Annotated in this window: 29 protein-coding genes; 17 read left to right on the top strand and 12 right to left on the bottom strand. The window is 42.5% G+C overall.

Going from position 1 to position 25,674, the window contains the following annotated elements; genetic code table 11:
• Nucleotides 1–461 precede the first annotated feature (461 nt).
• The 4 genes from AC5FX4_RS23350 to AC5FX4_RS23335 all read left to right on the top strand — a co-directional run bounded on the left by AC5FX4_RS23350 (nucleotide 462) and on the right by AC5FX4_RS23335 (nucleotide 5,536).
• A complete protein-coding gene (locus AC5FX4_RS23350) occupies nucleotides 462–2,246 on the top strand; it encodes a hypothetical protein (RefSeq protein ID WP_493608832.1) in 1,785 nt (594 codons plus the stop codon).
• A complete protein-coding gene (locus AC5FX4_RS23345) occupies nucleotides 2,246–2,956 on the top strand; it encodes a hypothetical protein (protein WP_493608831.1) in 711 nt (236 codons plus the stop codon). The genes AC5FX4_RS23350 and AC5FX4_RS23345 overlap by 1 nt, the downstream gene beginning before the upstream one ends.
• A gap of 8 nt (nucleotides 2,957–2,964) precedes the next feature.
• A complete protein-coding gene (locus AC5FX4_RS23340) occupies nucleotides 2,965–4,095 on the top strand; it encodes a hypothetical protein (RefSeq protein WP_493608830.1) in 1,131 nt (376 codons plus the stop codon).
• Between the two features lie 79 nt (nucleotides 4,096–4,174).
• A complete protein-coding gene (locus AC5FX4_RS23335; protein WP_493608829.1) occupies nucleotides 4,175–5,536 on the top strand; it encodes a hypothetical protein in 1,362 nt (453 codons plus the stop codon).
• A gap of 416 nt (nucleotides 5,537–5,952) precedes the next feature.
• Here the strand turns inward: AC5FX4_RS23335 and AC5FX4_RS23330 are convergent, their stop codons facing one another.
• A complete protein-coding gene (locus tag AC5FX4_RS23330) occupies nucleotides 5,953–7,050 on the bottom strand; it encodes a hypothetical protein (RefSeq protein ID WP_493608828.1) in 1,098 nt (365 codons plus the stop codon).
• Nucleotides 7,051–7,334: 284 nt separating this feature from the next.
• Between AC5FX4_RS23330 and AC5FX4_RS23325 the strand changes: the two genes are divergently transcribed.
• The 3 genes from AC5FX4_RS23325 (at nucleotide 7,335) to AC5FX4_RS23315 (ending at nucleotide 10,694) form a co-directional block, all read left to right on the top strand.
• Nucleotides 7,335–7,694 carry a hypothetical protein gene (locus AC5FX4_RS23325; protein WP_493608827.1) on the top strand — a complete coding sequence of 120 codons (360 nt, stop codon included), beginning with the start codon at nucleotides 7,335–7,337 and terminating at the stop codon, nucleotides 7,692–7,694.
• Nucleotides 7,695–7,819: 125 nt separating this feature from the next.
• Entirely contained in the window at nucleotides 7,820–9,673 is a 1,854-nt protein-coding gene (locus tag AC5FX4_RS23320) for a DEAD/DEAH box helicase (RefSeq protein WP_493608826.1), read from the top strand.
• Nucleotides 9,639–10,694: a hypothetical protein gene (locus AC5FX4_RS23315; RefSeq protein ID WP_493608825.1), complete on the top strand. Its 1,056-nt coding sequence runs from the start codon at nucleotides 9,639–9,641 to the stop codon at nucleotides 10,692–10,694. Before AC5FX4_RS23320 ends, AC5FX4_RS23315 begins: the two co-directional genes overlap by 35 nt.
• Nucleotides 10,695–10,769: 75 nt before the next feature.
• On the opposite strand, the gene AC5FX4_RS23310 is transcribed toward AC5FX4_RS23315, so the two are convergent.
• Together AC5FX4_RS23310 and AC5FX4_RS23305 are read right to left on the bottom strand one after the other, a co-directional pair.
• The gene (locus tag AC5FX4_RS23310; protein ID WP_493608824.1) at nucleotides 10,770–11,093 is read right to left on the bottom strand and encodes a thioredoxin family protein; all 324 of its coding nucleotides are present in this window, start codon (nucleotides 11,091–11,093) and stop codon (nucleotides 10,770–10,772) included.
• A gap of 369 nt (nucleotides 11,094–11,462) precedes the next feature.
• Nucleotides 11,463–12,014, bottom strand: coding sequence for a hypothetical protein (locus AC5FX4_RS23305; RefSeq protein WP_493608823.1), 552 nt, complete (start codon nucleotides 12,012–12,014; stop codon nucleotides 11,463–11,465).
• Nucleotides 12,015–13,001: 987 nt separating this feature from the next.
• Between AC5FX4_RS23305 and AC5FX4_RS23300 the strand changes: the two genes are divergently transcribed.
• Complete coding sequence (locus AC5FX4_RS23300; protein WP_493608822.1) at nucleotides 13,002–13,322, top strand: hypothetical protein; 321 nt, start codon at nucleotides 13,002–13,004, stop codon at nucleotides 13,320–13,322.
• A gap of 272 nt (nucleotides 13,323–13,594) precedes the next feature.
• The gene (locus AC5FX4_RS23295) at nucleotides 13,595–13,882 is read left to right on the top strand and encodes an HU family DNA-binding protein (RefSeq protein WP_493608821.1); all 288 of its coding nucleotides are present in this window, start codon (nucleotides 13,595–13,597) and stop codon (nucleotides 13,880–13,882) included.
• 64 nt (nucleotides 13,883–13,946) lie between these two features.
• Here AC5FX4_RS23295 and secB read toward each other — a convergent pair whose 3' ends face one another.
• Nucleotides 13,947–14,444, bottom strand: coding sequence for a protein-export chaperone SecB (secB, locus tag AC5FX4_RS23290; RefSeq protein ID WP_493608820.1), 498 nt, complete (start codon nucleotides 14,442–14,444; stop codon nucleotides 13,947–13,949).
• A gap of 46 nt (nucleotides 14,445–14,490) precedes the next feature.
• A complete protein-coding gene (locus AC5FX4_RS23285; RefSeq protein ID WP_493608819.1) occupies nucleotides 14,491–14,808 on the bottom strand; it encodes a hypothetical protein in 318 nt (105 codons plus the stop codon).
• Nucleotides 14,809–15,090: 282 nt separating this feature from the next.
• Here AC5FX4_RS23285 and AC5FX4_RS23280 point away from each other — a divergent pair, with 282 nt between their 5' ends.
• Nucleotides 15,091–15,507: a hypothetical protein gene (locus AC5FX4_RS23280; RefSeq protein ID WP_493608818.1), complete on the top strand. Its 417-nt coding sequence runs from the start codon at nucleotides 15,091–15,093 to the stop codon at nucleotides 15,505–15,507.
• Nucleotides 15,508–15,982: 475 nt separating this feature from the next.
• Nucleotides 15,983–16,405, top strand: a complete 423-nt coding sequence (locus AC5FX4_RS23275; protein WP_493608817.1) for a hypothetical protein — start codon at nucleotides 15,983–15,985, stop codon at nucleotides 16,403–16,405.
• 476 nt (nucleotides 16,406–16,881) lie between these two features.
• Here AC5FX4_RS23275 and AC5FX4_RS23270 read toward each other — a convergent pair whose 3' ends face one another.
• The 5 genes from AC5FX4_RS23270 to AC5FX4_RS23250 all read right to left on the bottom strand — a co-directional run bounded on the left by AC5FX4_RS23270 (nucleotide 16,882) and on the right by AC5FX4_RS23250 (nucleotide 19,185).
• Nucleotides 16,882–17,424 (bottom strand): hypothetical protein, encoded by a 543-nt coding sequence (locus AC5FX4_RS23270; RefSeq protein WP_493608816.1) that lies wholly within the window; start codon nucleotides 17,422–17,424, stop codon nucleotides 16,882–16,884.
• A gap of 83 nt (nucleotides 17,425–17,507) precedes the next feature.
• Nucleotides 17,508–17,813: a hypothetical protein gene (locus AC5FX4_RS23265; protein WP_493608815.1), complete on the bottom strand. Its 306-nt coding sequence runs from the start codon at nucleotides 17,811–17,813 to the stop codon at nucleotides 17,508–17,510.
• 9 nt (nucleotides 17,814–17,822) lie between these two features.
• Nucleotides 17,823–18,236 (bottom strand): hypothetical protein, encoded by a 414-nt coding sequence (locus AC5FX4_RS23260; protein WP_493608814.1) that lies wholly within the window; start codon nucleotides 18,234–18,236, stop codon nucleotides 17,823–17,825.
• Nucleotides 18,237–18,280: 44 nt separating this feature from the next.
• Nucleotides 18,281–18,640, bottom strand: coding sequence for a hypothetical protein (locus AC5FX4_RS23255; protein WP_493608813.1), 360 nt, complete (start codon nucleotides 18,638–18,640; stop codon nucleotides 18,281–18,283).
• Nucleotides 18,637–19,185 carry a glycoside hydrolase family 108 protein gene (locus tag AC5FX4_RS23250; RefSeq protein ID WP_493608812.1) on the bottom strand — a complete coding sequence of 183 codons (549 nt, stop codon included), beginning with the start codon at nucleotides 19,183–19,185 and terminating at the stop codon, nucleotides 18,637–18,639. Before AC5FX4_RS23250 ends, AC5FX4_RS23255 begins: the two co-directional genes overlap by 4 nt.
• A gap of 579 nt (nucleotides 19,186–19,764) precedes the next feature.
• Between AC5FX4_RS23250 and AC5FX4_RS23245 the strand changes: the two genes are divergently transcribed.
• From AC5FX4_RS23245 to AC5FX4_RS23220, 6 genes are all read left to right on the top strand, one after another.
• Nucleotides 19,765–20,859, top strand: a complete 1,095-nt coding sequence (locus AC5FX4_RS23245; protein ID WP_493608811.1) for a ParA family protein — start codon at nucleotides 19,765–19,767, stop codon at nucleotides 20,857–20,859.
• 18 nt (nucleotides 20,860–20,877) lie between these two features.
• Nucleotides 20,878–22,491 (top strand): hypothetical protein, encoded by a 1,614-nt coding sequence (locus AC5FX4_RS23240; protein ID WP_493608810.1) that lies wholly within the window; start codon nucleotides 20,878–20,880, stop codon nucleotides 22,489–22,491.
• Complete coding sequence (locus AC5FX4_RS23235; protein WP_493608809.1) at nucleotides 22,484–23,056, top strand: YlcI/YnfO family protein; 573 nt, start codon at nucleotides 22,484–22,486, stop codon at nucleotides 23,054–23,056. Before AC5FX4_RS23240 ends, AC5FX4_RS23235 begins: the two co-directional genes overlap by 8 nt.
• An 88-nt stretch (nucleotides 23,057–23,144) precedes the next feature.
• Complete coding sequence (locus AC5FX4_RS23230) at nucleotides 23,145–23,477, top strand: hypothetical protein (RefSeq protein ID WP_493608808.1); 333 nt, start codon at nucleotides 23,145–23,147, stop codon at nucleotides 23,475–23,477.
• 250 nt (nucleotides 23,478–23,727) lie between these two features.
• Nucleotides 23,728–24,768, top strand: a complete 1,041-nt coding sequence (locus AC5FX4_RS23225; RefSeq protein WP_493608807.1) for a hypothetical protein — start codon at nucleotides 23,728–23,730, stop codon at nucleotides 24,766–24,768.
• Between the two features lie 12 nt (nucleotides 24,769–24,780).
• On the top strand, nucleotides 24,781–25,068 hold the full coding sequence (locus tag AC5FX4_RS23220) for a hypothetical protein (protein ID WP_493608806.1): 288 nt from the start codon (nucleotides 24,781–24,783) through the stop codon (nucleotides 25,066–25,068).
• On the opposite strand, the gene AC5FX4_RS23215 is transcribed toward AC5FX4_RS23220, so the two are convergent.
• Nucleotides 25,063–25,152 (bottom strand): helix-turn-helix domain-containing protein, encoded by a 90-nt coding sequence (locus tag AC5FX4_RS23215; RefSeq protein WP_246239897.1) that lies wholly within the window; start codon nucleotides 25,150–25,152, stop codon nucleotides 25,063–25,065. The genes AC5FX4_RS23220 and AC5FX4_RS23215 overlap by 6 nt on opposite strands.
• 128 nt (nucleotides 25,153–25,280) lie before the next feature.
• On the bottom strand, nucleotides 25,281–25,607 hold the full coding sequence (locus AC5FX4_RS23210; protein ID WP_493608805.1) for a recombinase family protein: 327 nt from the start codon (nucleotides 25,605–25,607) through the stop codon (nucleotides 25,281–25,283).
• Between the last annotated feature and the right edge of the window lie 67 nt (nucleotides 25,608–25,674).

Genomic DNA, 25,674 nt, shown 5'->3' with positions numbered 1-25,674 from the left:
TGCAGTGTATTGTCACACAAAAAGCGTGACATTGTGTCGATAGACAAAGAGATGATTTTTTATTGTACAATATGCGTGAGCGCCTAAAAGGAGACATTATGGCCACTGAAATAGCGAAAAACTTGCTTGAGTGCACGATTATTTTATGGCTTGTATTGATGCATCTTGTCACTTAAAAGGTACATGATTAGGCTTATATTAAAATGGTAACTAGCTTATATATAAGACTTTATGTATAGAAAGAATACTTATTATTTTATTTCGAAAAGCGTATTCGCTTGCCCCATAGCGATTTTCGCGCAGCGTTAAAATAAAACTGGATTGGAAGCTATCTTGCAACTTGTTGTACAGCACTAGTCTTGATAAACTAGAACCAACCATTTCATTGTACAACCTGAGCAATAATTTACCTTGTACAAGAATATGAATTAATGAGACGTGAATTTAGGGCGGTACCCTTAGTGAATACTAATCTGTATGACACAAAGCAGGCTGTTGAGTTTGATAAATTAACTGAGTCTTCTACTCATCATCGCGCAGCAAATCTTCAACCTTTTGCTGAGCAATCATTATTTGGCTTTCAGGCTGCTGTAAAAGAAGAAATAGAACAACGCATTGCTGCAAGTAATACCGATGGTGCAGCGGCGTTGGCAATGGTCAGTACCTTTACCAAAGCTGCCAGTACAAAGCGGGACTACAGCCGTACAGTTGAAGAGCTATCCACTTACTACCTCGTCGATGCAATGCTCTCACTGATATGTGACGAAGTATTAGTGACCGATCCAACCCGAGGTTGCATCGTACATCTCCAAAGTAGCAACAAGGATGTTGAACCTGTTTTACGCGAGTTGCAAAAAGAGATTAATCTAGATCAGCTTTGTGAAGACGTGACGCCAGATCTTTTGAAATATGGCGACTATACGTTGCGTCTTGTTGCAGATGACAGCGGTGTGAGCGAAGTGATTGATGATGTTACACAAAATGATGTGGTCGCATTATATCGTCACGGTATGCCTGCTAAGTTTTTAGTACGAGAGCAAGAGCGTATCCGTATTACACCTGCAAATTCTCATCTGCATTTTGCGCTTGGACGAAATAAATTGCGCGTCGATTTGGGAGACGAGTTGGGGGTGTCTTTGAGAGATAAACAGCACCTTGCCAGCAAGATGCTGCCCAATTATGTGCGTGTGGGTAAACCGCTGCTTTTTGGTGTGCAGTCGAAACTTAAAGAACTCCAACTACTTGAAGCGCTCGTGCCGGCAAGTAAGTTACATCAATTAAGTACCCGATCTTTGGTTGGTGTGTCCATCCCAAGTGCTACTGAGCCCAAAGAAGCCTTTAATATCGCTAGACGCTACGAAAGCCTATTGAATCAGAAAACTACGTTAGAGGGCAAAGCGCACTCATTAACGACGGTCGGAGACATAATGGCCACCGCAGGGAAGGCCAAAGTTTTACCTGTGTTTGGTGATAGAGGTGCATTGCAGGGAATGGATGTACCGGGCACCGTAAATATTGATGATTTGCTCGCGTGTATCCGAGATATCAGAGCCACAGTGTGCGCCTCGATAGGTGTGCCCGTTGAATTACTATTTGGTAGTGAAACAGCGCAATCTCAGGGTGAGTTTGAAAAACGTCACTCACGCTACTTAAGAAAGGTCAAATCAATTCAAAGCGCATTGGCAAATGGCTTAAAACAGCTTGCCATGACACACTTGGCGAAAAAAGGCATCCAGTGTTCGGTGCAAGATATTCAAGTTAATTTCTGCAACCAAGGCATAGGCTTAGAAGATCTCAATCAGCTTGAATCAACAGAGCAGGTGATGTTTTCAGTCGCAAATTTGCTCGCGTTTATGCAAGACATTGATGACTCAGCACATTTTCAAGAAAAAGTGGACTTCAATGCGGTTTCTGAATGGATCAAACGCCAACTTAGCTTAGTCGGTGTGTTCAGTCCCTTCTTAGTGACTAGTGACGCCGATAAACCAGAACACGTCGCGCCCGATAAGCCTGCAAAAAAAGCGACCTCAGAGGTTAAGAAAAAGGCCGCAGAGACAAAGAAAAGCGCCCCGCCTAAACGCAAGCCATTAGAAGCATTACATATGGACGAAGCATCGTTAAGGCAGCTGGTAGACACCGCAGTACAGCAGTTATCACAAAGTAAAACATCAAAGAATGCCGAGTTAACTCTAAGTGAAGCATCATCAAAACGCGACGCCAGAGTGAAGATGAGTAATGAGAAGTGATGAGGTTTGCAAAGCCTGCTGACCGGGTATTGTTACTGTGCGAAGTAGGTCGGTTTGACTTGATTGATGAGGGTGGGAGTGCGCCAGAACAGATCCCTGAAGATGTGTTGGATGCATTTATTGAGCGAAGAAATCGCTTAGTTCATGGCGCCAGTGACTTTGCTAGAAGTGAGTGCATAGCGCATGACTCAATTGTAAACAATGCTATGCTAATGCGCGTCGCTAGCCGGTTTCATCGTTGTACGGCTGGAAGACGATTGCACAAAATTTTGGGACGACATTTAGCTGTTCGGATCAGCGGGCAGGGTGAAAAAAGCCTGCTTATTGTTCGAGAACGTTTGTTAAATGCAGTGTCGTCCCTACGCAGCCATCTATACACTGGGAATGAGGAATACCAGGCGTTAAGTCACCATATTGAGTGGCAGCAGGTGATGGATGTTGTCATCCCAATGCTGCTTAATATTGAGCTGAAGTGGTGGCAAATGGACAGCATATCGACAAAGGGTGAAACCACGTTACCTTTGCGAGAAGACGAATTAAGCATTTTGCTAGCTCTAGTCCATCCGGCCGAGTTAGGCAAGGCATTGAACAAAGCCAACTGCACAGAAGATGCTGTGCAGTGGTTGCAAGACTCACTGCACCATTTGTACAACAATGAAACTAAGCAATGCGTTGTACAACGACTGCGTGATAAACTGGAATTTAAATGAGGCAGCGCATGACAGAGCGTACACTGTTTATCGACGCGTTTGATACGTCTAAAGTGACCTACCAGATCTGCGAAGCATCTGAGCAAACACAAAGTTTGCAAGAGTCTTCGAAGGTGGATGGTGTGGGCGTATTGGCGCGTGTTGTAGGGCCATTTTTTCTCGTCGATGGTAAATCTCGCAATGGCCGTTTTTATACTCGCGAATTATGGCACACAGCCATTGAGCGCAGCCAAGCTAAAATATTATCAGGAACCATGCTGGGCACAATCGGGCATGCACAGACACTGGATGATCAGGCACTGTTGGAAGGCAGGGCATCACATCGCGTCTCCAAATTATGGATTGATGAGCAGGCCAACATGGGTATGGGCGAAATTTTGGTTTTAAATACACCGGCAGGGCGGGTGTTGAACGCCTATCTTCGAGGCGGTGTGCAGTTTCCTGTGTCTAGCCGAGGGTATGGTGGCTACAAGCCATACAAACGAGACAATGCCCCTGTGATAGATGAAGCCAGCTTCGTACTTGAAACCTTTGATTTCGTTCAAGAGCCTGGTGTTGCTCAAGCCATTCCGTCATTGGTTGAATCGCTCGATGATGAAGCCGCAAAATTGCATAAATCGATACTTGAGCTGGCCAATGCAAGCGTTAAAGCGAGTGTGGATGAAAAGAATGAGACCCCGTTAAAGACTAACCCCGTTAAGGATACTGTAATGAGTGAGAGTGCATCTACGATTGCGGCTCTGGCGAAACAGAAAAGCCACGTTGAAGAGAGTCTGGCAAAAGCCTATGCCGAACATGCGACACTACGTAGCAAAAACGATTCGCTAAATGAGCAGGCAAAAACACAGGCAGAGCATATCGAGTTGTTGGCACAAGAACTGGCAGAAGTTCGTCAACAAAACGCGAATATGATGACGCAATTGGAAGACTATAAAAAGCTTGGCAGCGTATGTGAAATTCAAGCAGCGTTAAGCAAGATTGGTGGGCAATACTCAGCAGCACGAACGCGAGTAGGCTCTTTGTCTGAACAGTTATACGCAAATTTTTCCATCAACTATGAAGACAGTGTTGCACTGTCTGATAGCACGGATGATTCAGGCACAAGTCGATTAAGCTCGTTGTTTGAATCGGCGCAGTAAAACTTACACCTAAAATGAATGCTCGTTTTGTACAACGAGTGCTGTTGACAGTTTTTTTAAGAATTTTGAGGACGATACCATGTTACAAGAAACCGTAACGGGCCAAGCAATTGAGCGCAAAGCAGATCACTACTTCACTAAGTACAAACCTTTTGTGGAGGCATTAGAAAGAAACTCGTTACTGAGCAAAGTACGTGCGATTAATACAACCGATGTTTATGCGTTAGGTAAACAACTTGAAAACTTCCAAGTGTATAAACAGCTTTGCGAAGAAGATGGCACATTATCTCAACTGGGCAAGATCCCAGATGTGGCATTAGATGTACTGACTGTTGCGTATGGTACTTCACCTTTATCTGCGATTGCGTCAATTCAACCAATTGATGAAGAGCAGGGCACCATTTACTTCAAGAACATTGTGTCAGGCGATGCGCAGCTCAACTCAGGTGAGTTACTATCAGGTGTGTCTGCAACGTCAAACGTGATGGGTGAGGCGCTAGGTCAAACTCAAGCGGATGTGACCGATTACAGTTTTGATCTGAAAAATGCGCCTGTGCAAGTGGGCTCTGTTCGTGTTGAAATTTCTGAACTGGGCTTAGTTGCACAAGACAATGGGTTAGGTCAGTTAATCGGCTTTGATATTCAAGGTACTGTGGATTACGTCAGTGGCGCGGTTACTTTGTCAACCAAGCACGCGCCAGATGCAGAACATGCAATCACAGCGGCGTATAGTGGCGATTATGACGCGGCAGACGATATTCCAAAAGTAGGGATGAAGTTTGCCTCTAAAACCGTTCAAGCGCGTTTATGGGCGCTAAAAGACACGATTGGTTTGCAGCAGTCATATGCTTTGCGTCGTCGTTTTGGCATGGTGGCTGAAGATGAAATTGCTCAAGACCTAGTTGCTGCAATTAACTCCGAGCAAATGAATACGGCCACGCGCATGTTGTTAGCCAAAGCACAGGGTGAAGTGACGTTTAAGAAAAATGCACCGAGTGGCATTAGTTATAATGATCACAAGCAAGGGTTTAAAGATGCCATTGCGCAAGCTGAAGCGACTATCTTAAATAATGCAGGTCGAGGTACTATTTCTGCAATGGTGGCAGGGCGTAATGTTTGCGCTTTAGCAGCAACGTTACCAGGCTTCACTAAGCTGTCAGATGGCGCTGCCGTAGGCCCTCACATTTTTGGTATTTTAGACGGTATTTTAATTGTACGCGTGCCTAACCAGCAGGTGATGGATGCCGATACGGCTGTCTGTGTTTATAAAGGCAAATCAAATTTCGAAAGTGCATTAGTCAGCGCACCTTACATGCCACTGGTCGTTACATCGGCGCTTCCACATGGTGTTAACCCACTAGTAAACCAAAGAGCGGCGGCAGTATGGTCTGCGATTGATGTGCTTGTACCTAGTTTTATTACCAAGATCCGCTTAGTATAAGTTCGCTATATCATAGGATCACAAGGCTGCATTGATTGCGGCCTTTTTTATTATTTTGGCTTTACTTTATTTACGTGGATTTTAAAAAAGTGGGCTTGAGATAAGAGAATGATTGAGTGTTATTGCAAATTGGTGTGACTGCTTTAAATAAAAACAAACCCGCACATAATTAATAAGGCGGGTTGCTCACATATAATGCAATTTGCGGCAAAGAAATCTACATACCTATTATCTAAAATAACCGCATTACTCTAGATAAATCATCATGGTCTGTACCCTGATGGTAACAATTTTTTGCGTTTCTTATCAATGCTTTTGTTGTGAATTATATAAAAATTTTCATGGTATTTTATTTAAGGCGCACAGCGGTTTGTTACGCCATAAATCAGCTTTTATATATTGACTATAAATTTGGCTTAGGTTCTTCGTTTTACGGGTTTAAACTCTAATTCGTTTAATAATTCATCAATGCGTTTGGCGTCTTCTAAACTTAGATTTTCATCGTACTGAGAGATTTTAACCATGGAGTCGTATGAATTTGCTAACTCCTCGTCTACTAGCCCCATATCACCCATATACAAAAGCATTTTTCGAGCGTCTGAAATTTTAGCGGGTAAAGCTGAAACCGCATATTTGATACCCAGCAAATCTAACACCGCCATGATCTGATCTTTGGATGCCTGTTCATTTAATACCAGCATATGGCGCACGATTCTGATCATCGCACCATGACCTTTCTCAGTTCGCGCTATTTTACGAATTTTTTTCTTGGTTGTGGGTACGTACGTCGCAACGTCATTGTCGTTATGTGCTTCGTAGATTGCTGTCTTTTCTTCCACTTCGTGTTGTGTCAATGCATGATGTTGCTCGGCGGCATCTGTCATTGGCACGTCGAGGTAGCCTTTAACCGTATATGCATCGTGAATGTGTGCAATTGCTTCCTGCGTTAGGCGGCTGTTATCGCTGATAGGGTCGACTTCTGTTGGTATCGACTCGTCAACAATGTCGATCGGTTTCTCGCTGTTTTGCTTTGGAAACATAGTAGCAAGAAAAGCGTCGGTGTCTGGTAGCAAAAAGGGTGCTGCTTGCTGTGCCAACGCTTTCAAAAGGTCAGGTACAGGCATGTTTTCCAAAGCAATGAGTGCCTCTGACAATGAGGGAAGTGGGTTGTCAAATGTCGCTTGTGCTTTGCTGGGAAATTTTTCGAACTTTTTGTGGTACTTTGCGGGCATTTTTTCCCACTGAACCTCGGTATCAAACACACTTGATGCGGATTCTGCCCAAGCGTTCAACTTATCAAGATCTTTACTTTTTTTATCAGAAGCTTGTGCTTGTTTGGTTAGCTCGATGATTTGCTCTTCTGAGGTGGCAAACCAAAACGCATAGTGAAGCTTAGCGGCAACAAGCAAGGCTGTGTCGTTAGGCTTTAGTTGTGAAAGTCCGCTGTGCATTGCGGGTAAGAGGTCGTGGGCTATCGCTAATACCCCATTAAACTCAGCTGCTGATTGCGTCATGTTGTCACCTTTTTAAGAGCATCATTGTTTTTCTATCAAGTTGACGTTGAAGCAAGCCAAAATGACTGCACAACAATAACTTTCGCTTCATTGTACAATAAAAGTTATTTTAGGCAACTTTAAAAAAAGTGGCGGCGATAAGTGGTGATATTTTGTCAGAAACGCTTGAACAATCGCCAATTTATTGGCTTTGTATGCCCTAATGCGTGACATTCCAACACGCTTAGCATACGATTATACAATTCGTGTAATGGTGCGCGGCAGGCTTTTTGATTGGAGCGAGTATGAGTTTAGAAAATGCAAATTATATTGTGATGCCCAACACATCGGCGGTACTCATTCTGCCTGTATATGAGGGCGAAACGGCAAGATTTGTGGAAGTTGAAACAAAAGCGGCTCGTTACTTTTCAAGAGATAACTGGTTATTTGATGCAGCGTCATTTCTCGAAAAAGATTCCCTAGCACAAAGACTCAGCAAGCTGGCGGCATTTACGGGCATTGCGACTGATAAGTTTGAAGGCGTGCTGGAAAATGTGTTGGCATCAGTTTTACCTGGTGCTGAAGTTAATTATATGGTTTTTATAGAAAATGAGCATTTGCTTGTGACGCATACGGATAGCGTGATCCAGAACCACCTGGTTTAATAAGCTGTCTAATACATTGTATAAGACCAGATATTGATGGCGTATGTCAGCTATTCACGGTGCAATCGCTGATACTGTGAGTCTTAAATTTCTCATTGAGCAATGAGTAAGTGGTAAGAGGTACTATGTTAAATGATATGCTTGACTGGGCCCGAAATCGTTGGGGTTACGTGGGGCTTGCATTAGATTCTGATGGTTTTGTTATTATTAAAACGGTAGATGGGCGGTGTGAACGTTGGTTGTGCACGGGGGTGAATGCCCATTTTGATTTTATTGAGCAAGCGGTTCAGCTAGTGACGTTTGACTCAGTGTCTAATCTCACACATCGAGAATATCAAGTGGAATGGCGTGCAGAGCAGGCCGTTCGCTGTTTGGACGGGGCGGCAGATGAGCAAGATACCGATATTGGTGCGTTAGAGTATTGTCCAAAATGCTACGCACATAAAATAGTGCAGTTTTCACAGGGCCGCGCGATGAAACTGTGTAGCAATTATGCTGTTTGCTCAGGTAAATCAAAATCCAACGGTAGAATTTATCCATTAGAGCCACTCAACTCAGATCAGCAACTTTACCTATTGTCTCATGGCCAAGACGACTTAGGTCGCCCTCCGGGCTCAATTCGTGCCTCCATGACGCGTCAAATCGGCCTGACAACGGGAGAAGATTCTACCCAATCAAGGGTCGGATTACCTTTGGTTGAAGATCATGCGCTCATCAAAACCTCTGAATATACTTTACTCAACTATCCGTTTAGCCACTTTAACCGCGTTCAATCGACGTTGCTTAAAAATCAGATACATACTAAAAATGTCAACCTAGTACTGGGCACCGCAACCAGTAGTGGTAAAACGGTGTGTGCGGAATTATGCATGGCGCAGACTCTGGCCAGAGGGGAAGTGGTTGTGTATGTGTCTCCGCTTCGTTCATTGACCCAAGAGAAATACGATGATTGGTCACACGTTTTCGGTGCTCAATATAAAATTGCGATACTGACGGGAGACTATGCCTTATCACCAGATAAAAGCGATGAAATTAATCAGGCAGATATCTTGTGTATCACGTCTGAAATGCTGGATTCTCGGACAAGAAAGTACGGCAGTGAACGTAGCGCTTGGATAGACAAAGTTGGCTTGTTGGTGGTGGATGAATCGCACATTATTGGCACTGAGCGAGGTCATGCCGTAGAAGCTGGTTTGATGCGCTTTACCCAGTTTAATCAAGCAAAAATCCTATTTATGTCTGCAACGATGCCAAATGTAGAGCAGTTTGCACAATGGCTGAGTGTATTAAATGGGTTGTCAAGTGAGATCATTAATTCGCCATGGCGACCAACTCCCCTTACCTGGCACTTTCCACGCTTCGTAGACAACGGGAATTACAAACAAAGTAGAGATAACCGTATCAATGAAGCTGTAAAAAAGGTGACTGATGTTGAAAAAGCACATGAGAAATATCTTCTTTTTGTGCATGACAAAGCCACAGGCGCTGAATTGCTAAGAAAGGTGAGAACGCAAGGTATTCATGCTGAGTTTCACAGTGCCGACTTGAGGCTTAATATCAGGCAGCAAATCGAAAATGAGTTTAAAGATCCGAAAGGAAAGCTACGCGTGCTAGTGTCCACCTCAACCCTTGCCTGGGGGTGCAATGTACCGGCACAAAATGTTGTGATAGTGGGCACCACACGAGGTTTATCACCTGTGGAAATCGAAGATATCTTGCAAATGGCTGGTCGTGCAGGTCGAAGCCTGCCTGCGGATTACTTTGTGGTTGCCCCGGATGGAAGCCGTTACGCGCAGTCCAGTTTAGATAGGCTGTCGTTAAGAATATTGGATAATGCCGATGAGTTAGATATGTCAGATGCCGGTGATGTGATAGATATACGCCACACTAACAATCAGCAAGGTGCCCAAGCAAGACGCCTTAAACGTACCAAAGCAGCAACCAATGCAACACGCCCGCAACGCAGGAGACAAACGTAAAGTGAGCAAACGACACGTTAAAGACCATCAAAAAGTTATTTTAGCTCAAAGCGTTGCAGAGGCAAAAGAGTGGATAGCACGCAATGACCCCCAGTATCTAGAGCGATATCATGGGCACTGCTACCTCATTTGTGCTCAGCCAAAAGTGTGGGAACACCGCATACAGCAAGCCAAGCCTGTTCATAGTCAATTAGTCAACGAAGCAACTCTGGGCTTTCATATTCTTGCAGAGGTAGACGCGGGTACCATTAAAAATCAAGCTGGTTTAGTGAACTGGTTCAACCGTTCCTTAGCTAAACTGCAAGGGTTAGTTGAGCAAAAAGTTGTGGATAGTGTGATGGGAGACTTGCTTCGCACTCAGATGCTTAAAGACCATGATGGGCAATACGAAATAACTGAAATTGGCAAAATTTCATCGCGCTGGTATTACAAGCCAGAGGATATCTTTCATTGGCATACCGCACTGCGATTTATCGAACATGGGCAGCTTTGGCATAACGATGATGCCTTGGCGTGGGCAATAGCAGGTGCCCCCTCTTACAATACAGACTATATTCAGCGCGCTCAGGCTAAGCAAGTCGATGAATATATGAAACGCTTACAATTAGTTGTGCCTTTTGCAGCTGAAATGGCGTTGCCGGCAGATATGGCGACATACCTCAGTGGCAAGACCGTGCAGCAACAAAAGATAAGTGGTTTTAAATACGATCTTTCACGTATTTTTCAAGCCATAAGACAAATAGCAAAAGCCTGTGGGATAGTACGCCCTGATGGATATTGGCATATCCTAGAAACACGATTTAGATATGGCACGACGGCTGATTCCGCGAAGCTGCTTTCCATCGAAGAAGTGGGTGTGATGAATATACGCAAGCTGGTAAAGGCTGGTATTGAAACGTTAGATGATTTTATTGATGCTGATCGACGCCATGAGGTCGCTCAGATCCTAGGTCATAAAAAGCTAGAGACCGCGTTGGCATCAGCGAGAAAGATCATGAGAAGCCAGTATGGTGTGGAGTGATATATTTGCAGGAAATTCACGGCAAATACCAGGAAAAGCCTGCAAATTCAATTTAATAACAAAGTGTGCTTTGTTTTAAAGTGAGAGTTCTTTTGCAAGTTTTTGCATAAAGTGTGGTTTGATCACTGCGCCAATGTTCTTCTCAAGAACGGTACCGTTGTGCATAAAATGTAATGTGGGTATCACATCAATATTCGCGCTCTTCATCGCGTCGCCACACTCGTCGATATTTACTTTTACAATCGTAAGATGTTGCGTTAGCGTTTGTGGGAGTTCTTCTAGTGCCAATCCCAACTGTTTACACGGACCACACCAAGGCGCATAGTAGGCAACCAATGTGTAGCCTTCATGGATTAGTGTGTGGACGTTGTCTTTTGTTGCATATTGTATGTCGCTCATTGCAAGCCTCCAATTCGATCATCAGTCTCAGAAAATGTGTGGCTGAATTTGACTAACTCGCGCGATTAAACGCGCAGAGCCATACTGTCAATGCATACGTATCTAATACCAATCCGCAATAGCACAGAGTCATTTTGAGAAATTAAATCAGACGCCAGCTGCGTTATTAATTAAGTAAATTGGTATAAATCGGCCACAGAGCGAATATACCTATATTCTAATAAGCAATCTAGCTTAGAGACACGCTCACGACTAGTCTAGTTATATTGTACAATAAATTTGGGGTGCGCTGTGCGGTTGAACTATTTGAACTGAGTGGGAAGCTGGGCAAGAGGTCATGATTGTTTCTCGCCCTTATCAGAGATTAAATTATACAGCTTCACGAAGGCTGACAACAACTTCATCTTTTTCAGAGACAAAATAGAGTTTTTCAGCTTCCTCTGTTAATGCTGATCTTTCAAAAATGGCTTCAAGTAACGGTAGAAAGTGCGCATTGACGATTTCAGGATCTAGACTTAAGATCATCTCAAAAAGTCCACCATCGTTTCTGCTTTGCTCGTTTGCTTTTTGTAACAGCGCTATCATTGAAGTCATTACTTTTGCTTTAGGAAGCAACTGCTTACAAGGGACCGGCGTTTTGCTCGCGACAAATTTCTTACCCTCAATGGACGGCTGTGTTGAGGTTTTGAGCATATCCATAAGCGAAGATTGTGCCTCTTCAATGCGAGCGTCTAGCAAGTCGCGAGCAGCAGTTAAGGCCCCAACTTGGTCAATAGCCGAGCCAACTTTGGCTTGTTTTAACTTGGCATTGTTTCCGCTTACATTTGCAAGTTTGATGGTAGGAGCTTGGGCGATAGCTTTAGCGCTAGCCGAAGAGCCATCGATATTACTTTTCTCGTGCACAACTCTCTTAAATTTCATAAATTAGCCTCACTGTTAGCCCCGATTTGATAACAGCCTATAGAGATTAAGACTGACAAAAACTAAATTTTACTTTAAAAGTTTTATCATAACTTTTTGATATAGCTCTAAAATATTACTTCCAATGATCATTTCACGATAAAACTAGTCATCATTTATTCCTAATTCACTAGTTAATCTTCCTGATACACTATATATTGCAATCGCATTGGATGTAAATCACTGCAATGCAACCAATTACGCTATATCCTAAACAAATCTATACGTTACGGCGCTGACTGTCAAATCAAAATAACAACTTTTGGCCTCTGAGGTCCTGTTTTAGTGCGCTTTCTAGCTTGATTGATCTGGGTGATCGTGAGGATTGAGTCATGGGAAATATGTTTGCAAGCATTGAAAATACTGGTTTTGTTGTACAACAATTTTATTCATTGCTGTCAATGGTATTGCGGTTAATTTAGTAACTAAAAATGGTATTACAGTCAATTACATCGGATCATGTTTTCGATGAATTAGGCAAATCAACAACGGGTTGATTGATAATTGTACAACTTTGGTGGTACCTTAGTTGTAAGTTAAGATGACGACATAGCGTTATAACGTAGCCGTTTTAAGTTCAATTGATTATTGACAACGATTAACAAAGCTTAGATACTCCTGCTCACTAATTAGATCTCTCGTGACATACGGTACATGTTGTTACCGTTGTACATTTAATGGGATATACAAGACACTGTAAAAATATATGTCTAAGCGTGAAATAGCATCGCATAACCTTAGTTGATCGCACATCAAATGTTTCTGCAACATGAGTGTGTGCAATATTATGATTTTAAAACATATATTTTAAAAAAAGACGATACAAGAGCTTTGAGCAGAGTAGACCCAACCGAAAAGCTACTCCCGCGTAAGGAGTAGCTTTTTATTTAATGCACTAACAAAAGCTTTAGGTATATAGCTCAAAAATAAAGAATCTAGGATGGTACTATGGATACACAAATCCAAAAAATATGCGCTAGTTTGGCGCAAGGAGAGCCAGTCTCATTGGTAAAAGGCATTGTCATTGGTTACGATGAGCAAGGACAGTTAAGGCTATATAATGCTGATATGAGCGCCGAAGAAATTGTTATTGCGGTTGAAATGGCAAAAGCGCGGGCATTGGGGTTAATTTCAAACAAAGAGCTGCCGGGGGCTGTTGCTAACTGTTTGGCTTCGAAGCAGTTTTTAGGTGAAGAGAACGCACTTTCATCTTGTGATAATGCCTGCACTCGGAGGCGTCAACGACGTGCCTCTAATTTAGAAAGCTGAATCACTAATAAGTTAATTTGACCGAGTCGGTTATTTAAGAGCGCGTTCTTGTTATGCGCGGCAGCGGTATGATACAAGTCAAGGCTGTGTAGCCATATCCACAATAGCGGGCTTTACAAATTCGATAGCTTAAAAGCGGCTATCAGATGAGTTAGATATGAATTGTACAATATCTATCAAACTATAATGCAAATGTGACAATATACAATATCTACTACCTCTTCATGATTTGGTTGTTAACTGAGACATGTAGATATTTAGGGGTATTTAAGATGGCAATTTCAAAGGCAGAGTTGGCAGATCACGTTGCTGACTCAATGCAAATTAGTAAAACTGACGCGCGTGGCTGTGTAAACGCGGTTATTGATGCGTTTTGTGACGCTCTACAGGCCGGACAGGATGTGCGAGTGCAAGGGTTTGGAACGCTGAAGGTTGTGCAGCGCAACGCGCGTTTGGGGCGCAACCCTTCGACAAAAGAGCCTGTTCCTATTGAAGCTTGTAATACTGTGCAATTCAAAGTTAGTCAAAGACTTAAAGAACTTTTACCGTGTGTAGAATAGCGCTTTTGTTTATTGATTTTGCATGATTAAGAAAGAGAAAAGCCGACTGAATGTCGGCTTTTTGCTATACTACCTCTGCATCGTCGCTGGTACTCTTTGTGTCATCATCTTGGTCTGCATTTTGTATTGCATCGTCGAGTAACGCATCAAAGTCAACGGGCGCTAAAAGTAATTGCGGAAAGCCTCCGTGTAACACCTGGCTGGAAATGTGGTTTCGTGCAAATGGGTAAAGCTGTGCTGGGCAATAGGACCCCACTAGTGCCATAATCTCAGTTTCTTCGTACCCTTCAATTTCAAATATACCTGCCTGCTCTACAGTCGCATTAAATAACTGTGTATCACTATTCGTTGCTTTTGCTTTGCACTTCACAGTTAATACCACTTCATACGTGGTATCGCTGATCCTATTCGCTTGCGTATTTAAATCAACGCTAATAGAAGGCTTCCACTCATCTAAAAATACGGCGGGGGCATTTGGCGCATCGAATGTGGATTTTTTATGGTAAATTTTCTGTAGTTCGAATGACTGCTCAATTGCAGTTGAATTTTCTTTGTTTGTCATTTCACATGTCTCATTAATGTGCACTCTAATTGAACGCATTTTTTGGTTAAAGTTCTGCTGCTTGTCCCTCAATAGATATCAACAACAGCATGGCGGCTTCCCTTAATGCTGTCAGCTCTTCTGATATGACAAGGCGATGTTCTTTTTCAACAAGATCTCTACACAGCGATGGGGCTGTTAACTCACCGATTACCTGCTCAGCCGTGGCTATGGCTATTTCTTGCTTTGCCACTTGCACCAAAGCGACTTGTATAGAATCGGCTATCACTTTAGCATAGATTGAACCGTGTTTCATTAGCGGTTTGAATTGCTTATCCATTTTTACTTGCAATGACGTTAATCGTTTTTTTTCGTTCAAGTCCATAATTTCTAACTCTTTTATCTAAGGCGGTCAGTTCTGGCATGGTTAATGTTCTCCCTGTTTAGAAAGATCAAATACCTTGTCTTTAAAGGAGATCATACCGCTACTTTGTAATTGTACAATTGAAATGTAAAAGTATTTAAGTCATCATGCGGGTGAGACAAATATAAACTCTACATATCGCTACTTCCTTTCTAGCTGACACAGTGAGTTTGCTGATCGCACATTAAGTAAATATGTAATGTTTTGATTTAATTATACAAATGGAGAACTCTAAGAATGAGCATGAATTTACCCCGCTGCCCGTATTGTAGTAATACCAGTATCGTTGGTGAGATAGCAGGTAAGCTTGCAGCCGTATGTACGCAATGTAACAACGGATATGCGATTGTGGCGGATGACTTTGCTAGTTTGACGCAGCGAGCCTTTCAAATGGCAACAAAAGCGCAAGTAGAGCAAGCAATAAATGTTGTACAACAACATTTGAATAAGCATGTTGATGAAAGAAGCTTGGCATTGCGTGAAGCTGAAAATGAGCTACCCGATGACAAGCGCAAATTAACAAAAGAGCAGCAAAAGAAAGCCTCAGAACTCGAATCTCAGCGTATCCTTCTAGCTGGTATTTTGCAAGGTGGCCAGCTATACAAAGAGCTGCTAGTAAAGGCGCTTGGTGTAGTGAAAGAAGATAGCAAAAGCGTATAATTTATGATTGATTGAGTGCTAGGAACGCCTAGCACGATGCGAAATTTTCCCCTGCTTTTGTTCATTGAGTTTGTTCATGTGCTCCTATAAGCGATATGTAAAGTTTGGTAAAAACAGTTGCGACCCAACCAAATAAACTCTATCCTAAACTGCCTATATGGTGTTTTTCTAGGAATAAACTCCGTATATTGAATATCTAACATATACATGTTTTAATCACTGAGTCAGAGAAGACTTGCTAGCGATTTTTAGTTTTTAAGTGGGACAATAGGCTCATTTTACAGCGTGCCGATGTAACAATTTTGCTTAATTGGTTACGATGACATTTTAGTTTTTTAAATAAAATCAAAAGCATACTATCTACTTGTTAAGCTCTGATAGGATTTGAAAAGTATTTAATAACGGATTGATTCACACATGGGACTACTGGTTTGTGATGACGCGAACTAAGTAAATTAAACAGGACTTGTAATTTATGCGTAACAATATTGCCCTACCCAAAGGGATTCCTCAAGGGTGTCGAAAATACACTGGACAGCTTTATTTAGAAGAAAATACGGCGAATTCAGAGTATCTAACCTCACTTGTTTCATCATTTTATGAATTGGGAACACAGCAGATTGATGAAGAGCAATGTATCAAGTTGGCTAACTTGCGAAATGAATTAATTGTTGCTGAAGACACCATTGAAGATTTAAGGGCTGCACTTGATCAATCGCGTCAACAAAGAGACCTTGCACAAGACAAGCTTGAAGTGACTTGTTTGTCTATTCAGCAGTCACTTCTCATGATGGAGCGTTTATTATTAGAGTTAGAGGCTCGCCAGGAACTGGGAGAAACTCATTTTCTTCAAAGAGAATTGAAAAAAATATCCACGCATCTATCTCAGCGAGTTTAGTAATTAATTGTACAATGTTATTGCAAGGTGAGTGCCTTTAGTTATGAAATACACTAAAGTGACAAATAACCGCTATTCTTTAAATTAGTGGGGTAAGTGTGAGTAGATTTTAGATTTATTTGGAAAGACGCTCATGTATCAATATTTTTTAGTAATATATTAATAAATATCATAAATTAATTGATATGAAATATTTTTGGATCGGAATAAAGTAGCTTAATTTATAGATATGGAACTTTTTAAACGATCCAAATATGGCGATTTGATCGGTTTTGGGTATTTATTGCCCAGATTCTGCACCCTAACCAGATCCTCTCGAAAATACGCTTGCTGCTTTGTTTTAATAATCAAACTAAAATTTAATGTACAATAACTTTTTGCTTTATATGCCTTCAAATATAGAGTGTTCGTTCGAGCGTTGTGGTTGACTGAAAAAAGAGGCCATTTTTAGTGGCCTCTTAGTGAACTACTCTATCTTATCTTTGCGCAACGTAGCTAATACGTACTTTGTCGCCTGCTTGAGGTGCACTTACGAAAGTCGCTTTTTTGGTTGCAGCATCAACGGTTACCATGTCTTCAAATACTGCAAGGCCATTTACAAACACTTGCGCAGAGCCAACGCGAGGTGATTTTGCAATATCAAAATCAACCGTTGTACCATCAACTTGAGCAGACAAATCTTCAGCTGTAACAATGTCTTGATCCATGATACGTGATGTATCTTCTTCAATTGCTTTGATACGATTATCTTGTGCAGTTAAAGCATTTGTTACGGTTGCAGCGAAATCGGCATCATTACCTAGCGCATCAGCTAACTCTTTTAGTGTATCAAGAGCTTCAGGTGCGCTGTTGATAAGGTCAGCCACTTTTGTATCAACGTAGCTAATGTCTGCTTTGATTGTACCAAGCGACGTAATATCGTCAGCAAATTTAACTAAGTCTGCTTCAAAAGCTGAGTCGACTAGTTCACGGCTAATCGTTGCAGACATAATTTGTGAATTGGCGCGTAATTTACTCATTAGATGAGTCTCCTTAATAGGTTAATGTATTTCTCATCTCAGACTCATACGCTATAACAAGACAGCGTAATATCTCACTGTTATCAGCGGAGTAATTTGGCTGACAATTGAATTCTATCGCCGTCAAAAGTTATGACAGCGGGGTCAATCAAAAGCGTACTTTTGTTGTCTTGTGTCGCAATATTATATTGAGTTTCCCTATCGAGACTCAAACCATTCAAAGTGACCAAGACATGTTTTGTACTATCAATCTGTTCATTGAGTGCAATGTGAATTGGTTGCCCGTCAGATTCGGAAATGGTGTATGACTGTTGAATTTCCGTACTTGATCCACCGCCGCTGCTTTGAACTGGCTGGTAAAACTGCTGTGAAACTGAAGTGCTGTACATGTTAAGTCCTTACTTTAAAACTGATACGGCATTATCACTATTGGCCGCCACCCATAACTCAAAAGAATCAGTTTCTTCATTTGCATCAACAAGTTCGATGGTTAGTTTAATCTTGACTTCATTGTTACCAACGGGAATTGGAAACCTATATTGTCCTGATTGTACAATATTTATTTCCATCGGCACAATGCTGTTGTTGACTAGCTGGCACATGCTGAACGAGGTGTTTTCTGCAATGTTTGGGTCCAGCATAGCGACTTTGATGCGCCCTGTTGTCTGCAAATTTTTTTTATTAAAGTCCACGTATACAAGCAATTCGCTTTTCCCAAATGTTGGTGCGACTGCATTTAGCGTGTGCTCACCAATTTGGTTCGATACTGATTGATACTGTCCATTTTCCTGGGGAATGTTTACTGTGATCATCTGTCGTTCCACTCTCATTTTCACTGGGTTTTGCCGAGCTTCGCTCAGCGCTTGGTTGGGTAAAGTGCCTGCGTAGGATGGGCCCACTCACATGGCATAAGTATCTGTTTTTTACTCAGTCGGATAAGACTGATATGGGATGGATGTATTTTTTCATCGGTATCAATGCAAACGAAGTGGGTGCCACTGCTATTGGGCATACATTGAAGGATCACGCGCCCATCGATGCATTGAATATCATGCAAAAGTTCTACGCAGCTTTCGAAGGCGTCGCTGTGATAGTTTATCCAATTAAACAAATAGAATGCGAATGGGGAATGCATTGCTATTAAGTCTTCAAATATCTCTTTAGGATCTTCGGTCTCGTAGCGTGTGAGTTTGGCGGTAATGTATTGTTGATTCATAACGCCTCCTCAGCAATATTTGCTTGTTGTGACAGGTACTGCTGCAGCCTAAACTGACGACGGAACCAGCCCTTTGCAAATTTACCATTGCTTGGTCTACGGGCAATGATTTCGGCATATTGCTTGGCTCTTAAGCTCTGGTAATCAATGAATAAATCTTCACCATGAGCATTGCATGCCTGTTTTAGAGCGGCGAGGGTATTAGGGCCAATAATGCCATCTACATCCGTTTTGAGTGCTTGTTGTAATAGCTTTATTGCGCATCGCACGCCCATGTTTACCGCGGTATCAAAAACTAAAATCGCTATCTTTTCAGGCATCAAATAGGCTTTACAGGCTTCAAAATAGTCTTTTCTGTATATCTCTTTTGCTTGATCTTTGGTCAGTGTCGCAATATCCAAATTAGGATAGGCATTTTGAGAAATACCGTATTTTGTTTTACCACCATTATCGTCAGGGTCGTCGACAAAGCCTCCTTCAAACTCTAAAAGTATGCGATAGGCCGACTCAAAAACGTGTTGATACTGTCGTAAGTGATCTGACATGTTAACTCCTTAACCAAACACCGTTAGTACCTTCATTTGAGTTGTTTTGGTACAACGGGCAATACTATACAAATGGCACTTAAAAAGGCGCCACGACAGGGTCTCAATCACTACTCACTATTAAGTTGTTATCAACTTGATGTCTCTTATATTGTCTATTGTACCTTGAACTGCACATTGAGTGCAGCAAAGAAATTACTTTAAGTGGCCGTGGAAAGAATTTTTACGTCAATGCCCTCAAGGTATCATCGCTTGCTAAATTGGCTGAAATGCATCTACTTTAGCTCATGGAGTAAGCAAGTACTTCCTTTATCTCGCTTTCTTACTTTCAAAGTTAGTTGGCACTTACATTTTTTTGTTGTAAGTGAGTGAATACATACCAATTGGTTGCTGTTTATTGTGCTCGCAAAAAGTGAGTGCACAATCAGTTGTTGCACTCACTTTTTTTATGGCGTAAGCTATAAGTCATTGTCGTACAGGCGTTCTTGACTCAATGGTAAAAGTGCGCGCAACTCAATAATCCGCTAAGGAACCGAAAATGAAAAAAATAATGGCTGTGAAATTCGCATGGAGGTTTGTATGAGTTTATCTGCTAGAAGCTTCAGACTTGCCCAAATTCCGGCCGATAGTCGGGCCAAAATTGTTTCTGTTGCAAACCGAAAAGGGGGCGTGGGTAAAACGACCCTAGTCAGTTATTTGGGAGAAGGTATTGCGCTGTGGGCTGGTAAACGCGTACTTCTTATAGATACAGACAAACAGTGCAATTTGAGTGGTGCTTATGGGGTTATTGAGTCGACAACGGTTGACGCGGCACATGCGTTTGCAGGTTCTGCACTTCGAGCCATTCATCAACCCATTATTCACCCTGAGTATTACGATGAAGATGGCAATCCAATGCCGTTTGCTGCTCGCAGTAGCTCGTCGGAGATCATGAAAGAAGACAGACAGTATGTGTGTCAGTACGGCACGTATATCCAGCACGATTCACCTCATTTGGGTACCGTGAATAAGTTGGGGGGCATGCTAGATATCGTGCCTGGCGACAGCGAGGCGCTGAGCCATATTCATACGCATGCAGAAAAATACCCGGCACGAACACTCTATGAGCGCTGGGAATCTTGGTTGATTGATTGCGACATCATCAATTGTTACGACCTGATCATTTTCGACACCCCACCACTGGATGCGGAATTGAACGAAGCACTTTATCAATTATCGGATCACGTCATTGTGCCGGTCAATCCATCAAGAGATACGCTTGGTTCATGTAACACCGTGACTATGTCTTGCCTTGCGGCAAATAACAGCGATGGCCGTATGCGTCTGGTTACGACGATTGTTAACCCATTAAACTCGGGTAAGTTGAGTAAAAGAGAAGAAATTTTACTGGACCCAATTTTCAATTACCCTGCTTTTGGTTGCTTTCCAAAAGACGAGGTGTTTCCTCGTAGTCGACTAATTCAGGAACGCCGTGATATTTCCGTCCCGCCTTACATTGACCCAGAAAGCTTTGAAAAGCTTAGTGCAGATGAGAAAAAGGCTGCAAAACCGCCAATGTCATCGCTTATTTGGAATAAAAAATCAGACCCTTCGAGAAAGAAGCTGTTTTCAATAATTGATAAGTTACATCAACGCATTTTTGGTGAGCCTCTTCCTCCTGAGGATGATAATTAAGCTGCTAGGTAATACGCTATGACAAGTAAAAAACAATCAAAACTCGGTCACTTGCTTCAAAACAAAGGAGCACGAGACAAGGCTGCTGAAAGAACTGCGCAGGCACTTTCTCAGGAAATGGATGCGGTGAATGCGATGTATTTGCAGCAACAACAACGAGCGAATAGCTCTATGGGCTCGAGCGAGCAAGTTCAATCAGGCACAACAGTGGAAAAAACAGTCTATAAAGTGCCTGTTATTGAGCAGTTGTCTCAAGTAAAAAAAATGTTTGAAGAAAACGGTGGTGAGTCGTTCGATGTGGAAGTACCACTGAATTTGATCAAACCCAGAGCAGACAATCACCGTTTAAATGGCACATTAAAATTATCTTTTGATACTTATATGGAACTGTTGCCTTTATGCCCTGATAATTGGCAAGAACAAGATGCATCTGAGTATGTAGAATCTCTTTGGGCTTCACCGCTTGCGATGTTAGTGGCTAAGGGCAAGTTGCACGGCAAAGAATTAAGCGATGCTATGACGGGCGTTCAAGAATTATTTAAAACCGCGGTGAGCTTAAAAACAAAAGGCCAGCGTAAATCGATTGACGGCTTCTTAGCGTATGACGAATTTGGTGCCCCGTCACATGCGGTGATCATTGATGGTGAACGACGCTTGCGTGCAGCGCACTTGTATGGACGTGAGACGCTAAGACTGCGTTTGGCTGTGAATGAACGTGCTGCCGATGGCCTGGCCCAAGATGCTTCTGATCTGGATGTAGAGCTGGCTACACTTGCGACCTCATACGAAGCGAATAGCTCGTCGGTGTCCTTGTCTTTGGCTGATACTTTTAGACATTATTACACGCACTACAACGTGCTATGCCAAAAGGTCGGTAAAGATGTTGCCGATGCAATGTCTACAAACACGGCAAAGGTCGCGATGAAGCTGACTTCCGAGTCAAAGCCACAAGTTGCACGCTTTTTAAAGTTGGTTAGACACCCGCAAAGTGCGTTGCTTTTAGAGATCTGCTCGGTGCATAAACCCGGCCGTGAATCGTTGATAAAGGTCGCAAACGATGCCGCTGCGTATGCTCAGCAACATGGCATTGCTTGTGATGCCGCGCATGTATACGCCTTTACAGTAGCGGATGAAAAAATTGATTTTTCAGTTGATGAAGTGCCTCAAGCACTTGCTGATGAGGTGTCTGAACTCGTTACGCAAATAACCGGTAAACAGGTCATTAAAAAGAGTGAAGATGTTACACGCCAACAAGTTGCACAGCAGTCAGAGGGTGATAAAAAGGATACGGTTAAAAAACTGAAAAAATTAGGTTTTCCAACGCCGGAATCTGACAATGCACTACGAGATAGACAACTAAAAATGCTGATTGCAGTCTGCGCGCGTATTGACCCAAAACTTGAGCAAACAGGTGAGCTACTCGAATCATTGGCAGCATATAAAGGTTCAAAAGAAGACATAGATACCTATCGTCAGGGTTTATTAAATATTGTTAGCCAGTCGATGCAGCATTTAGACAACCTCGATATGGCAGGTGAAGATTTATCTGGTTTAATCCGCAAGGCGCGCACCGAAGGGGTAAACTGGTCTGAATTATTCCAAGGTCAGACAGAGGAGCACAAGCATGGCTAACGATCGTAGCTCAAGTAAACTTGCTATGCTTGTAACGGCTAAACCGAAGCTTGACTCGGTGAGTGATGGCTCTGACCGTATTAACGCCAGGTTTCCTAAAAAAATGATTGAATTGATGGATGCGGCGGCGCAGCAAAAAGGGGTATCACGTAGCCGCTGGGTATCAGAAGCCATTATTGAATTTAAGCGTATTCACTTAGATACACATCTTGAATTCGTGAAGGAAATTGACGACAAAGCGGAACAAGAACAAGAGCGTTTGGCGATATATCAAAATTTAGCGCGTATGACACTGGAAACCAAAATATCGACGGTAGGTGGGCGCTCATTGTCGATAAGGATGATCCAACAATCTATTCCTGCTTTAAGTGCTTTTCAAGAACTTCTGCGCGTTATTGACTTAGCTGATAACACGCCAATTGAGTCGGATGATGTGCCCGCTATGCTCTCTTTAACACCCGTTAGAGACAAATTAAGAACCATTTTAGGCCATATGGTCATTTGGGAGCGGTTAATGAAAGAAAGTGACTTGTCCACTTTGATTGGCTCTCCTTTAAACCAATAACCGGCCATTGCTGACTTTTTGCAGCTCAGTGCTTTTTAACTTGCCTTTCTTTTGTTATTGTACAATAACAAAAGAAAGGAGCACCCTGATGGAAATACAGCACTCTGTGGTAACAATCCTAGTTACTGATTTAAACACTCCCATTAAACGCTTATCGAGAGACCTCATCCGCCAGCGCTGGAAAAGCGCCTATGTGGTGGCGGATATGATCAGAGATAGGCTGTTCAATGACGAAGCATTACGTGAAATTACACAGTTGGAGAGAAATATATTCCCGGATAAGTTTGAGGTTACTCTTAATATTCAAGGGCCTAAAAGTAAAATAGCCGAAGTGGTTGCCTACGCAAAAGTAACGGCTGATCACGCTGGCTTAGTCATTGATACCGACTTAGATCTAACTCGTGTGACGTTATTAAGCTAAGACATTCCACGTGTTTGCATTCATGTGCAATCGGTTTAAATCCGCGCTTTTATTATTGTACAATATTTGGGGTGTGCTATATTGCGCCCAGCTCTCTACTGACATGTAATAGGGCTTAGTAATGAGACTGGGTTATATTTTTCAATGGATATTGCGTAACAGTTAGCAATGGGTTACGCGCACTCGCGAGCGCTTATCTGCCCAAAGGTATCACAGTATCCAGACAGCAAATTAGACAAGGAAACTTTTAATGAAAGCGTTAATCACGGTTATCACGCTGCTGCTAACTGCACTCCCCGTACTGGCCGAAGAGCCAATTTTTGCACGTGATGTTAATTGGGGTACAACAAGAGTTAAAGATAGAGTAGCCAGTGCGATTTTGCAATTTAATGCACATACCTCAGAGCGTAAAGTGCTGTCCGATAGTTTGGAAAGCTTCACTAATGGGCAAACTGCTGAAGGACAAACTCTAAATTTTAGTAGCGGTGTATCTGCCACGCTATCGGGCGCTGCAACATTTCAAAAGACGACCTCTTCTGCAACGGGGTCGATGTCACTTAACATCAACCATTTGGCAATGACCTTTAGCGCTCCCATTCAGTCATTTGCGTTTCAAGCGGTGGACTTAGATGTTGGCAGTGCCAATTTGGAAATTCAGTTTGAGCATACCGATGGCAGCGTTGCGCATTACACCATGCCTGATGCGGTTAATGTGAATGATAACTTGGTTTTTTGGGGTATTCACGCTTCTAAAGCAATCAAAAAGATCAGCTTTAAGCGCACTAGTTCGGGTGATATCGTACATTTGGATGATTTCACAGTGATCGCACATAGCTCGTTCCGCGATCCGACTTCGTTTAAAAACCTTGAATATTATGCAACCCAACATTGTAGCGTCGATCAGGCGGATTATACGGATGAAAGGGGGGGTATTCAGCTTAAATCGCCGATAAGTCGAGTTAACTGTTCGGGACGCCTTAGGCGGGATCGTTTAGCCGTAATCACAAATGTTTATTCAGCAGATCGTTTCTTAGGGGATACGACGACGGATACATGCTCTATAGTTACAGGTTATAAAAACGTTAGCATAATTATGAGCCCGCCTCATTGGACCCATGAAATAGTGAATGGTCAAAAGATTTCAACCATGACAATCCGATATACCCATCATAGCCCATTCCCCAATAATGCCTATGGCGGGGCGGGAAGTACGTGTCAGTTTAAAAACCCCGAAGATGACAACATTAAATTTTTAGGTGGTATTTCGTTTACGTACGCTGACAAATTTTAAAGGACGGCTTTTATGTTATTTAATAAATTAGTTATTGCGCTCATAGCGCTCGTATATTCTGCATCTACTTTGGCAGCGCTTTACCCAGAATATGAGAACTACCCAAAATATCGCCAATATTGTATTTTGACGGGCGCGGCATACTCGGGCTCCCCAATTGGCCAATATGGTGGGCTATGGTCAACGGTAACCTATACCAACATGACGCCAGTGCGTAAATATCGTGTTGGACAAGCGGCGATTGCGTCACCTGATGGGGGTAGTGACCACATAGCTGTGAAAACGGCCAACTTTTTATAGTGACAAATATCGGTAAAAAGTTGCCCGGGATATTGAAAGCGACTCACAGATAGAATCGACAGAAAGAGATTTGTTTTGGTGCATCTGTTTGGCCATCTGGACTTTCGGGTTCTTGCTTCCTATTTTTGGCCGGCCTCCATTTCTACCTCTGACTCTCGCTGCTTTCAGTCCTGCCTTTGTTCGCTCTTGAATAAGCCGCCTTTCAAACTGCGCTAGCATTCACCAGATGCGGTCGTTGTATCAATTGCACCGTCCTGAATAGATTTGAACCCTATGTTTCTCTCGATAAGAGACTCGATGAGATTAATCAGGTGAGACATAGAGCGGCCAAGTCTATCTAAGCGCCAAACAACTAAAGTGTCACCTGGCTCTAAAACATCAAGACATTGATCCAACCCGGGGCGAGTGGATTTTGCTCCGGAAGTGCGATCTTTGAATACCAGTGACTGGTCACACCCTTCTCTTATTAGCGCATCAATTTGTAGATCAAGTTCCTGTTCATTGGTACTGACTCTGGCATAGCCAATTTTTCGTCCCATTTTCTTATATACTAAAAATTTAATGACTTTATGAAACTATGATAGATGAGATGGATTAACAAGACAA

Source organism: Pseudoalteromonas sp. ATL1 (assembly GCF_058933015.1).
Note: the sequence above shows the minus strand (reverse complement) of the source record. Positions and strands in the feature narration are given on the sequence as shown.

What these genes read in the sequence shown, in the direction of transcription:
- AC5FX4_RS23310 (WP_493608824.1), bottom strand. Translation starts at nt 11,093, where the DNA reads ATGAGCGACATACAATATGCAACAAAAGACAACGTCCACACACTAATC.
- AC5FX4_RS23315 (WP_493608825.1), top strand. Translation starts at nt 9,639, where the DNA reads ATGCAACACGCCCGCAACGCAGGAGACAAACGTAAAGTGAGCAAACGA.
- AC5FX4_RS23225 (WP_493608807.1), top strand. Translation starts at nt 23,728, where the DNA reads ATGAAAGCGTTAATCACGGTTATCACGCTGCTGCTAACTGCACTCCCC.
- AC5FX4_RS23340 (WP_493608830.1), top strand. Translation starts at nt 2,965, where the DNA reads ATGACAGAGCGTACACTGTTTATCGACGCGTTTGATACGTCTAAAGTG.
- AC5FX4_RS23345 (WP_493608831.1), top strand. Translation starts at nt 2,246, where the DNA reads ATGAGGTTTGCAAAGCCTGCTGACCGGGTATTGTTACTGTGCGAAGTA.
- AC5FX4_RS23210 (WP_493608805.1), bottom strand. Translation starts at nt 25,607, where the DNA reads ATGGGACGAAAAATTGGCTATGCCAGAGTCAGTACCAATGAACAGGAA.
- AC5FX4_RS23335 (WP_493608829.1), top strand. Translation starts at nt 4,175, where the DNA reads ATGTTACAAGAAACCGTAACGGGCCAAGCAATTGAGCGCAAAGCAGAT.
- AC5FX4_RS23320 (WP_493608826.1), top strand. Translation starts at nt 7,820, where the DNA reads ATGTTAAATGATATGCTTGACTGGGCCCGAAATCGTTGGGGTTACGTG.
- AC5FX4_RS23300 (WP_493608822.1), top strand. Translation starts at nt 13,002, where the DNA reads ATGGATACACAAATCCAAAAAATATGCGCTAGTTTGGCGCAAGGAGAG.
- AC5FX4_RS23250 (WP_493608812.1), bottom strand. Translation starts at nt 19,185, where the DNA reads ATGTCAGATCACTTACGACAGTATCAACACGTTTTTGAGTCGGCCTAT.
- secB (WP_493608820.1), bottom strand. Translation starts at nt 14,444, where the DNA reads ATGACAAACAAAGAAAATTCAACTGCAATTGAGCAGTCATTCGAACTA.
- AC5FX4_RS23260 (WP_493608814.1), bottom strand. Translation starts at nt 18,236, where the DNA reads ATGATCACAGTAAACATTCCCCAGGAAAATGGACAGTATCAATCAGTA.
- AC5FX4_RS23255 (WP_493608813.1), bottom strand. Translation starts at nt 18,640, where the DNA reads ATGAATCAACAATACATTACCGCCAAACTCACACGCTACGAGACCGAA.
- AC5FX4_RS23325 (WP_493608827.1), top strand. Translation starts at nt 7,335, where the DNA reads ATGAGTTTAGAAAATGCAAATTATATTGTGATGCCCAACACATCGGCG.
- AC5FX4_RS23295 (WP_493608821.1), top strand. Translation starts at nt 13,595, where the DNA reads ATGGCAATTTCAAAGGCAGAGTTGGCAGATCACGTTGCTGACTCAATG.
- AC5FX4_RS23215 (WP_246239897.1), bottom strand. Translation starts at nt 25,152, where the DNA reads ATGCACCAAAACAAATCTCTTTCTGTCGATTCTATCTGTGAGTCGCTT.
- AC5FX4_RS23330 (WP_493608828.1), bottom strand. Translation starts at nt 7,050, where the DNA reads ATGACGCAATCAGCAGCTGAGTTTAATGGGGTATTAGCGATAGCCCAC.
- AC5FX4_RS23235 (WP_493608809.1), top strand. Translation starts at nt 22,484, where the DNA reads ATGGCTAACGATCGTAGCTCAAGTAAACTTGCTATGCTTGTAACGGCT.
- AC5FX4_RS23230 (WP_493608808.1), top strand. Translation starts at nt 23,145, where the DNA reads ATGGAAATACAGCACTCTGTGGTAACAATCCTAGTTACTGATTTAAAC.
- AC5FX4_RS23305 (WP_493608823.1), bottom strand. Translation starts at nt 12,014, where the DNA reads ATGAAATTTAAGAGAGTTGTGCACGAGAAAAGTAATATCGATGGCTCT.
- AC5FX4_RS23245 (WP_493608811.1), top strand. Translation starts at nt 19,765, where the DNA reads ATGAGTTTATCTGCTAGAAGCTTCAGACTTGCCCAAATTCCGGCCGAT.
- AC5FX4_RS23270 (WP_493608816.1), bottom strand. Translation starts at nt 17,424, where the DNA reads ATGAGTAAATTACGCGCCAATTCACAAATTATGTCTGCAACGATTAGC.
- AC5FX4_RS23265 (WP_493608815.1), bottom strand. Translation starts at nt 17,813, where the DNA reads ATGTACAGCACTTCAGTTTCACAGCAGTTTTACCAGCCAGTTCAAAGC.
- AC5FX4_RS23220 (WP_493608806.1), top strand. Translation starts at nt 24,781, where the DNA reads ATGTTATTTAATAAATTAGTTATTGCGCTCATAGCGCTCGTATATTCT.
- AC5FX4_RS23275 (WP_493608817.1), top strand. Translation starts at nt 15,983, where the DNA reads ATGCGTAACAATATTGCCCTACCCAAAGGGATTCCTCAAGGGTGTCGA.
- AC5FX4_RS23240 (WP_493608810.1), top strand. Translation starts at nt 20,878, where the DNA reads ATGACAAGTAAAAAACAATCAAAACTCGGTCACTTGCTTCAAAACAAA.
- AC5FX4_RS23280 (WP_493608818.1), top strand. Translation starts at nt 15,091, where the DNA reads ATGAATTTACCCCGCTGCCCGTATTGTAGTAATACCAGTATCGTTGGT.
- AC5FX4_RS23285 (WP_493608819.1), bottom strand. Translation starts at nt 14,808, where the DNA reads ATGGACTTGAACGAAAAAAAACGATTAACGTCATTGCAAGTAAAAATG.